This is a genomic window from Lysinibacillus sp. VIII_CA, from assembly GCF_049943995.1.
Lineage (GTDB): Bacteria > Bacillota > Bacilli > Bacillales_A > Planococcaceae > Lysinibacillus > Lysinibacillus pinottii.
In genome coordinates, this window is record NZ_JBNFXM010000039.1 from 1 (window position 1) to 7,862 (window position 7,862).

A 7,862-nucleotide genomic window follows, 5' to 3' on the forward strand; every position below is an offset into this window, starting at 1 on the left:
TTTGCCTTTGTACTTGAACTATTCGTTGGTTTCTTGGTTGCTTGCGCAGCTTTTTTCACCACTGGTAGTACCTTTTCTTTCACTACCTGCTTCGTTTGTTTGACAGCGGCCTTTACCTGTTGCTGGGCTTTTGCCAGGAAAGGTAATCCTACTATGTACCGGGATATACTGTCTATTATATATTATGATTTTGACCCTAGAATCTTATTATTTTAACCATAATAAAAACCTTGAAAGGTGATTAGCCAATCAAGGTTTGTTTGGTATTCAAAATAAATCTCTCTTGATATAAGATATCATTATTTGTTTCTTCGAAAGAAATAATTAGTTTAAATTAAATATTTTTTCGCATCAACTTTTAGTTTCAAAAACTTCGATACCCTAAATTTAATCCACGTGTTTCTCAGTAATCTGTATACTTCTCTTCAAATTTAAGTCCGGGTATCTTTGATCTAAGCAATACAGTAATTCAGTATACTTTTTCTTCGCAAATTAGATGCCACTTCTTCAAAAACATCACTTAAAAATGAAAGTTCTGTTTTTATACAAACCTGCAAAAAATTCAGAGTCTAATTTGCATCTCCGCTTAATAAAATAATTAACTCTTCCCATCTTTGTTCAATTCTTGGATCATTATTATCTAGGAATGCTCTTGCACCTAAGATTGCTCTGACTTTGTCTTCAAACATTTTTATACCTCCCTTTATAATTGAGGAGGGATTTAACATTATACATGAACTCACTATTACCATTAGTTCAATTATTCATGTTATTAACTATTCTTATCACAATTTCTTTGTCCCACTCATCAAGATCAGTCATTAATTCTTCATATTTCAATTTCGATTCAGGTGTATTTATAGTCCCAAGTGCCGCAATGCTATAATGGCCTATTGTATCAATACCGAAAAGTTTATTTACTTTAGGGTCTCTAAATTCACTAATCTCTACTAACCTTGATATAATTTTCTCATTACATAATTTTCTATTGACAATCTGATCTATAGCACTAACCAATACTTGATTATGATGAATATCCAAACATTTAATAATCTCTAGGTCGTTTAGTTTTCCCTCTCTAATTTCCCTTGATAAACTTAAAGGTTTCATTTCTCATCGCCTCCCTTTATTCATTTATAGGACCAAATGCTTCCTTTTGGTGCATACGCTATGATATCACGATCTAATATTCTTACTTCTGTCCCCGCTTCCTTTGTTTTCTTAATAATACTTTCCCATTCTTCAGGATGTGAGAGACGACCTGGACCATATATATATATAAATGGGTCAGCATCATTTTTCCCTAACACAGGTAACCTACTATTACCTGTACCCTTATCCTCGGTAGGCTTTTTATTCGAGCCATTTTGTGATGGTTGGGTATTAGACGGCTTCGGACTTGGAGTTGTTGTGTTTCTTCCAACTGTTCCTGTATCCTCTATGTATCTACCGTCTATACCTGCTAATGAAAATTCATGCTGCTGTGATCGTAGCATCTGACGCAGTTGCTGTTTGACTTCGGCTACTTTGGATTGTATCTGTGTTTTCACGTTCACTACTTGCTTTTTGACTTTTTCTTTTACACTGCCTAAGAAACCTTTATTCGCATTTTGTACACTTTTACTGATGCTATTAAATGGTAATATTTTAAATTTGCGTATTTAAACATGCAAAAAAGCACTTGTCGCTTATTATAGACAATCAAGTGCTTTAAGATTTATTAATTTTCTAAGTTTATTAATATTTGCAAGTTTTATAGGTTGATATTGACAGTATGACATCCATTAATAATTCTTTTAAGTAAAAGTTATCTCGCTCTTATTGCTTTATTATAAATATAAGTTTGGTCACTCTTGTTAGTTATTCCACATTATACCAACATCGCCGTTTTAAATGTCTCTCGCCTAATTCTAGTTCTTTTCTCTGTAGCCCTAACCTAATGTTACAAAATTTCATGAGCTCTCGATTTTCAAAACAAATCATTCTTCTCACTTTGTCCCACTATATTTTAAGCTCTTATATGACATCTTAGTATCTTTTCTAACAGTATGCATTTTCATTTGTCATAGCTGACCACCTTTAACCATCGTGTGGTAGCCCAACTAGCAAAATTTCTAGAAAATAACTATTTGTGGTGCAGTTGCTGAAATCACTTCTATGATATCATCTTCTGTAATAAATACATAATGTTCTATATTCTTTTCGATAAATTTTTCACAACTTTCTTCATTAAACCATTTTATAAATGAAGAATTATTTGATTTATATAATGGCCATGAAAAAAAGTCACCGCCATATTCTTCTGACCAGTAATTGATAGATTGTAACATATCCCCTTCATCGGTCATTCTACAAGATAACGCTGAATAGCCAAAAATAAATTCAATTTTTTTGTCATTTTCACTTTCAAATTGTATTTTTAATCCGGTCCTATCTTGCAAAAGGCTTTCTAGCCAAATTCCATTAGGAAAATCATCCAAAGGTTCCCATTTTTGCCAAAATTCTTTTTCCATAGTTTTACTCCTTTTAATATCGGAATTTTATTCTATCATACTTACCTTCTATAATCTCAATCGTTGGTTCATTACCTGAACTTTTCGATCTTACATTTATATCTACCATATTGCCATTCAAATTTATCTGACCTCGTTTACCAATCTCTAAACCGGTCTTCTTATCAATAGGCGGTTTTATATTTATAGGATTTAATGCTTCGAAATCCTTTAATGCTTCGTTATATCCACCAGTTTTCGGATATATTGTGGATTTCTTCTCTTGTAAAGGTTTTGCACCGCCAATTAAATCATCAACTGTTTTACCCGTACCCTTATCATGCTTCTTCACATACTCGCCTAGTTGATCGATTTCTTTTTGGGTTGTCTTTGCATCCTTTGCCTTTTGGCTATTATTGGCAAGATCGTAGGTTTCTTCTATTACCTTTTCCCAATTTCGTACGTTTTCTAATACTTCTTCGCCCTTTTTCACTTTCCTAACAGGGTTAATTAATGAGACCGCTGCTTCAAAATTTTCTTTAATTGGCGCATTTGCATCAGACACTTTGAGATCTTCCAGATTAAACTTGATATGTTATTTTAACTCATTAGTCTGCTTATCAAGCAATAGACAGGAGATTTTTTTCGCTCCAACAAAGTAATATTTTTCACTATCGAAACCTTCAGCAATGAACTTAAAAATATAATTACCTTTATCCACTTCAAATTTATCTGTTAAATTCTCTATTTCTTCCTCAGTAGCTAATCTAATTACGGGATATGATGTATCTGTTTTCCAGCCAAAAGGCAGAGAAACAAAGTGGACTTGCTCAAAATTAATCTCAATATTAACCTTCTTTGTGGTATTATCCAACCGACCTATAATTGTTAAATCCCACCCATTTGATAAAGCAACATCAAAATCCATCCATAGCTCTTGAGAAGCATATTCATTGATTCGCGTTATTACTTGAAGTACTTCATCTTCATTCATAAAAAATCTTTGTTCACTCAATATTATCACTTCCTTATCTATTTAACTGAATATGCGTATCTCTTGCAGCCTCTTCAATAAATAAAGGGTTCGGCCGCCCATCTTTATGCGTTTCCTTTAATGTACTTTCATGGTGCCATTTCCCATTAGAATCCATATATTCTGTTCCGTTACCAGGCTTCTGTCTCCCCACTCTATAAATACTTCCCGATTTTCCATACTGAGTTTCAGCTTCGTGAGCTCTTATGTCGTACTTATAATCACCATCAACCCACTTTTCTTTGAATCTTCCAGGTAATTCATCTAGCCCTTATCGCTTCATTACTTCATCTAAGAAATCTTCAGGGTTAGTTGTTTTAGTCAAATCAACTTTACCCGTACCCTTATCTTCGGTAGGCTTTTTATTCGAGCCATTTTGTGATGGTTGGGAATTAGACGGCTTTGGACTTGGAGTTGTTGTGTTTCTTCCAACTGTTCCTGTATCCTCTATGCATCTAACGTCTACACCTACTCCTGCTAACTCCATTTCTGGTGGCCGCAACTGACGCAGCTGCTGTTTGACTTCGGCTACTTTGGATTGTATCTGGGTTTTCACGTTCGAAATTTGCTTGTTGACTTTTTCTTTTACACTGCCTCAGAGACCTTTATTCGCTTTTTGAGCACTTTCACAGATACCCTTTTCCTGCCATTCATGCCATAGGTTACTTCCTCTTAAACCAATTCTCCCACTTGTAAAAATGAAGAATGTCATACATACGTATTAGATAAAAATATGAAAAAGCACTTGTCGCCTGTTATAGACAATTAAGTGCTTTAAGTTTATATATTTTCTAAGTTTATTAATATTTGCAAGTTTTATAAGTTAGTTTAGTATTGACAGTATGACATCTTTTTACCACATGGCAAGTGTAACGTTTTCTTCATGAAGTCTCGATTCTCAAACATTTATTCTTCATTTCGAGAGTAACACTATAGCCAATCAAGGTCTTATACTTTGCCAATAAAAATTTTATTCAGATATATCAATATATTCTTTTCCACTAATCTCTTCATACAATATTTTTATTTTCTCAGTTCCTTCAAGCAAAGAAGCAATATAGTTAGTTATATCTACTGTGATTTCTTTAGCGTCATGGAGTTCACTATTTCTTATATAAGAACGTATTTCTAAAATATACCCCTCTTCCCCTCCATAACCTTGTATAACTAATTCAAATCCTAGTATACTTTCTTTTATATAGACTGCTGGCACTTCTTCATAAATATAATCTTCTAAACCACCAAACGGAAGACCACCAACTAACTTATTAGATATAATTTTAGAAACACCACTAATATCTTCTTCTGATAATATCGGTACAAAACAGATGAAATACGGATACTTTTTCATAATATCTCTCCTTAATCAATTATATGACTACCTTCTCTAATTTTTTTATTATATTCTTCTTGTGTATAGATACGAAAATTAAAGTTATCTGGTTTCCCTCTCTTATCTACCTTTCTCATGCCAGGTAATGATTCTTTTAATGCTCTATCAATTTGACTCTGTATTTGGTTTACTTCAGCTATATCTACTCCTGACCTCCAATATTTTTTGGAAGGAAATCGTGATGCTAATTTATCACTAACAATAAAAGCATCAATATCAAAATCCGTTGGGTCAAATGGAGCAAATCCCTTATGTTCTCCTTTTTGACCCGTAGCCAATGAACCCCTATATCCAACCTTGGCATCTGGGTCGATTTCCTTAATTTTTTTCGCTGCAGGACTCATTGTATTTTGAACGGTATTCATAATCTCAGTTCGGGTTTGAACTTTACCCGTACCCTTATCCTCAGTAGGCTTTTTATTCGAGCCATTTTGTGATGGTTGGGTATTAGACGGCTTCGGACTTGGAGTTGGTGTGTTTCTTCCAACTGTTCCTGTATCCTCTATGTATCTAACGTCTCCACCTGCTCCTGCTAACTCATACCGCTGTGGTGGTCGCAGTATCTGACGCAGTTGCTGTTTGACTTCGGCTACTTTGGATTGTATCTGGGTTTTCACGTTCACTACTTGTTTTTTGACTATTTCTTTTACACTGCCTAAGAGATCTTTATTCGCATTTTGAACACTTTTATTGATGCTCTTAAATCGTAATCTTTTCAATTTACGTACTTAAACATGTATAAAAGCACCTGTCGCCTGTTATAGACAATCAAGTGCTTTAAGTTTATAAATTTTCTAAGTTTATTAATATTCGCAAGTTTTATAAGTTATTTTAATATTGACAGTATGACATCTTTTTTACCACATGGCAAGTGTAACGTTTAAACCCTTTAGCTTGTTTAATCTCGTGTGTTTGTTGCTTATGCCATCCAAAAGTGGTCCTTGTAAGTAAAATGTCATCTCGCCTATTCTCGCTCTTATTGCTTAATTGTTAAAATAGCACTCCTAGATGGTCTCTTCATGAGTTATTAATTCAAATTCAAGGAATCTTTAACCGTAAACAAGTTTTAAATGACTCTGTCATATTATACCTTGTATTTATGGCCATGTAGTTATTCCATATCATACTGCACTTAACCTAAAAATTTCATTTCGCCCAGTTCTCACGTTTTTGATTGCCTCATACTCTGCTTGTGTCTGTACATTTAAGCTCAGTATTTCCTCTGCAGTCAGTAATTGTTTTTCCATTTTTTTCTTCCTTTGATTTTGGGCAAAAAAAAGGCTTATTCCTCCACATCGTTCAGGTTGAATAAGCCTTTGAAAGTTTGTTCTTGCCTTTTGTGTTGCCCTAATAGGTTGTTTGGATTACAAATGTTATAAATTGCAAAATACCATGATGCAAGTTACTAACTCGCATCATGGTATTAAAAGTTAGAGACTATTAGTTTTCTCTGTCTAACTACAAAAGAAACCTTTAAAGCTTAATTGACCATTTGCAAGAAAGCCCTTATTCAAAATAATTATAGGACTAGGACTCTCAAAATAGTTTTGTTTTAGATAAGTATCTTTTCAATTGTTTCATTTTAGCCTAGTTAAAACATTTTTAATTCGATTTGCTAATTCCTCTTGTTCATCTTCAGTTAATTGCTCGTTAGATATATCGTAAACTTGAAATGTTTGCAACTCATTCTTTAAATCTTCAATACCATTTACAGTTTCTAATCCTTGATTACACAGATTTTCAGCAAGTGTTGTATAGATGATATACTTTTCACTTTTTGTGTTTTTACAATCTCGTTCAAATCGTTGTAATACATCAGTGACTATAGTGTCCGTATTTCTGTTTTCTTCTATAAAATTGATAATATACTTTTGTACTTCCTCTATTAATTCTTCATAATACCAACAAACCGTTTGATAATAATCAAGAGGCATTTTTTTTAATTCTTGTAAAACATGTACTCTACGTGAAAACAGGTCATTATACTCTTCCTGAGATAAAGCCTTTTCAAGTTTAATTAAATTAAAATCTAATTCAATCAACACATTTTCAATATAACTCTTGAATGTATACATTGCTTTTAAATGAGTAATTAAAATTTCTGCAAGTTCTATATAAACTATTCCTTTATCTGTTTCACTTTTCTTGGCGACCATATCATACTCATTATATGTTCTTGCTATTGCTTCTTTGCTACTCATTTTTTCTTCTTTAAATTCCTTATAAGTTTCATTTATATACTCATTATATTCTTGATAACTAAATTCCACTTCTATAAACCTCCATTACTTGTTAGGTAAAATCATTTCATCAGCATTATGAATCACTTCTATGGTAATATCAGGATATTTATCATTAAATTGTTGAATAATAAGATTACAACTATCACATGTATCTTTTTCAGTAAATAATTTTATTTTGCCTTTTGCCTTATAATTATCTCCAACTCTTTCTGCTAAATCATTTAAAATTTTATACTCGGTATCCCCGTCCCTTAAATAATTGTTTCCTCCATTATCATACGCTTTCGTAGCTTCAAATGTTGGTTTATTAGGTTTAAAAGAGAAATCTTCAGCCCCAGGTATTTTTTTTGTAGCATCATGAATTCCACTATGTGCATAGAAATCTTTTTTAGTGATTCCTACAATATCTACTTCTGCATAAGCAAAATTACCTTGTTTTTTATATCTATTAGATAATGCTCCTCTTGCATCTGCTACTTTATCAATAATATGTTGGTCTTCGACAGGGTTAATTTGCTTTGTTGGAAATCTATTTCCATAATTTACACCATTTTGTAAGTTATTATCAGTAATAGTATTTGAAGGTTTGTATGAAGATCCGCCATTCGGTTTTGTACTAGACACCCCTTTAACTCCCAACACTGACGTGGCTACGCCAAAACTATCTAACCAATGCTCTTTCGATAGTGGGTCTTTCGGGT

12 protein-coding genes are annotated in these 7,862 nt (G+C 33.0%); all 12 read right to left on the minus strand.

Annotation, left to right across the window (positions count from 1 at the left end; all coding sequences use genetic code 11):
• Positions 1-756: 756 nt before the first annotated feature.
• A complete protein-coding gene (locus ACP3VS_RS23690; protein ID WP_036217931.1) occupies positions 757-1,110 on the minus strand; it encodes a hypothetical protein in 354 nt (117 codons plus the stop codon).
• A 20-nt stretch (positions 1,111-1,130) separates the two neighbouring features.
• Positions 1,131-1,550 carry a hypothetical protein gene (locus ACP3VS_RS23695; protein WP_426390198.1) on the minus strand — a complete coding sequence of 140 codons (420 nt, stop codon included), beginning with the start codon at positions 1,548-1,550 and terminating at the stop codon, positions 1,131-1,133.
• 564 nt (positions 1,551-2,114) lie between these two features.
• Positions 2,115-2,513: a hypothetical protein gene (locus ACP3VS_RS23700; RefSeq protein ID WP_036216855.1), complete on the minus strand. Its 399-nt coding sequence runs from the start codon at positions 2,511-2,513 to the stop codon at positions 2,115-2,117.
• Positions 2,514-2,526: 13 nt separating this feature from the next.
• Positions 2,527-3,057: a hypothetical protein gene (locus tag ACP3VS_RS23705; RefSeq protein ID WP_426390199.1), complete on the minus strand. Its 531-nt coding sequence runs from the start codon at positions 3,055-3,057 to the stop codon at positions 2,527-2,529.
• A 30-nt stretch (positions 3,058-3,087) separates the two neighbouring features.
• On the minus strand, positions 3,088-3,507 hold the full coding sequence (locus ACP3VS_RS23710; protein WP_107897810.1) for a hypothetical protein: 420 nt from the start codon (positions 3,505-3,507) through the stop codon (positions 3,088-3,090).
• A gap of 13 nt (positions 3,508-3,520) precedes the next feature.
• Complete coding sequence (locus tag ACP3VS_RS23715; protein ID WP_155273067.1) at positions 3,521-3,679, minus strand: hypothetical protein; 159 nt, start codon at positions 3,677-3,679, stop codon at positions 3,521-3,523.
• Between the two features lie 117 nt (positions 3,680-3,796).
• Positions 3,797-4,081 (minus strand): hypothetical protein, encoded by a 285-nt coding sequence (locus ACP3VS_RS23720; RefSeq protein ID WP_426390202.1) that lies wholly within the window; start codon positions 4,079-4,081, stop codon positions 3,797-3,799.
• 414 nt (positions 4,082-4,495) lie between these two features.
• Complete coding sequence (locus ACP3VS_RS23725) at positions 4,496-4,876, minus strand: hypothetical protein (RefSeq protein ID WP_230584510.1); 381 nt, start codon at positions 4,874-4,876, stop codon at positions 4,496-4,498.
• A gap of 11 nt (positions 4,877-4,887) precedes the next feature.
• Positions 4,888-5,535, minus strand: coding sequence for a hypothetical protein (locus ACP3VS_RS23730; protein ID WP_426390204.1), 648 nt, complete (start codon positions 5,533-5,535; stop codon positions 4,888-4,890).
• A gap of 504 nt (positions 5,536-6,039) precedes the next feature.
• A complete protein-coding gene (locus ACP3VS_RS23735; protein WP_276570421.1) occupies positions 6,040-6,165 on the minus strand; it encodes a hypothetical protein in 126 nt (41 codons plus the stop codon).
• A gap of 330 nt (positions 6,166-6,495) precedes the next feature.
• Complete coding sequence (locus ACP3VS_RS23740; protein ID WP_426390206.1) at positions 6,496-7,188, minus strand: Imm3 family immunity protein; 693 nt, start codon at positions 7,186-7,188, stop codon at positions 6,496-6,498.
• Between the two features lie 15 nt (positions 7,189-7,203).
• On the minus strand, positions 7,204-7,862 hold a 659-nt coding region (locus ACP3VS_RS23745), incomplete at its 5' end, for a deaminase domain-containing protein (RefSeq protein WP_426390208.1).

Coding starts and splice junctions, on each gene's coding strand:
- ACP3VS_RS23690 (WP_036217931.1), bottom strand. CDS start 1,110: ATGAAACCTTTAAGTTTATCAAGGGAAATTAGAGAGGGAAAACTAAAC.
- ACP3VS_RS23700 (WP_036216855.1), bottom strand. CDS start 2,513: ATGGAAAAAGAATTTTGGCAAAAATGGGAACCTTTGGATGATTTTCCT.
- ACP3VS_RS23725 (WP_230584510.1), bottom strand. CDS start 4,876: ATGAAAAAGTATCCGTATTTCATCTGTTTTGTACCGATATTATCAGAA.
- ACP3VS_RS23735 (WP_276570421.1), bottom strand. CDS start 6,165: ATGGAAAAACAATTACTGACTGCAGAGGAAATACTGAGCTTAAATGTA.